Below are 1040 nucleotides of genomic sequence, written 5' to 3' on the forward strand. Positions count from 1 at the left end.
CAGCCGGACAGCAGCGGGGCGAGCAGCGTCCCTGCGGCGGCCATGGCGAGCGTGGCTCGCGGTGGCCGTCGTCGGCTCTGGGTTCGCATGGATCGCTCCTGGACATAGAGGGATATAACGGATGCTCCGGGGTGCGGAGGTCCGACGGATCACTTCTGTGGGGGAGTCAGGCGCGGATGACCTGTGGTCCCAGCAGTGAGTAGCGGTGCGCCTCGGAGGAGGGCAGCAGCGTGCTCGTCACGATCGCCTCCAGCACGCCGATCTCCGCGAAGCGGCAGAAGCTGACCGCGCCGAACTTGGTGTGCACGCCGGCGAACACCGTGCGGCGCGCGGCTCGGATCGCCTGCGCCTTGACCTCGCTGACGGCCGGGTCGGGGGTGGTGAGGCCGTGTTCGCGCGAGATGCCGTTGGCGCCGATGTAGGCGAGGTCGAGGACGAATCCGGCCAGCATCTTCGTCGTCCAGTGGTCGACGGTCGCCAGGGTGCCGGGGCGGACCCGGCCGCCGAGCAGCAGGACGGAGGTGTTCTCGGCCTCGGCGAGGGCGCCGGCGACCGGAAGGGACGCGGTGACCACGGTCAGCGGCCGGTCCCGGGGCAGGGCCTCGGCGATGAGCTGCGGGGTGAAGCCCTCGTCGACGAAGACCGTCTCGGCGTCCCCGAGCAGCTCGGCCGCCGCGGCGGCGACCCGGCGCTTCTCGGGCACGTGGCTGGTGGCCCGGAAGGCGAGCGTGGTCTCGAACCCGGCGCTCTCCACCGGGTAGGCACCGCCGTGCGTACGGCGGATCAGGCCGTGGTCCTCCAGGGCACGGAGGTCTCGGCGCACGGTCTCCTTGGCCACGCCGAGTTGGGTGGCCAGGGTGTTGACGTCGACGGCGCCGGTGGTGCGGGCGGCACGCACGATGTACCGCTGGCGTTCTTCCGCGGTTCCGGTCATGGGGTCACCCGCTTTCCTGTGCCGTCTGCCCGTTCGGGCGTCTGCAGGAAGTTGTACAGGGGGTGGGGTGTGGTGACCAGGTCTGTTGCTCGGGTGATAGTGACCG

General features: G+C 71.1%; 1 protein-coding gene. It reads right to left on the minus strand.

The genetic code is table 11. The annotated features are described in order from the left end of the window. Positions 1–166: 166 nt before the first annotated feature. Positions 167–934, minus strand: coding sequence for a DeoR/GlpR family DNA-binding transcription regulator (locus EHS43_RS45055; protein WP_125196111.1), 768 nt, complete (start codon positions 932–934; stop codon positions 167–169). Positions 935–1040 lie beyond the last annotated feature (106 nt).

Source organism: Streptomyces sp. RP5T (genome assembly GCF_003933965.1).
GTDB lineage: Bacteria > Actinomycetota > Actinomycetes > Streptomycetales > Streptomycetaceae > Streptomyces.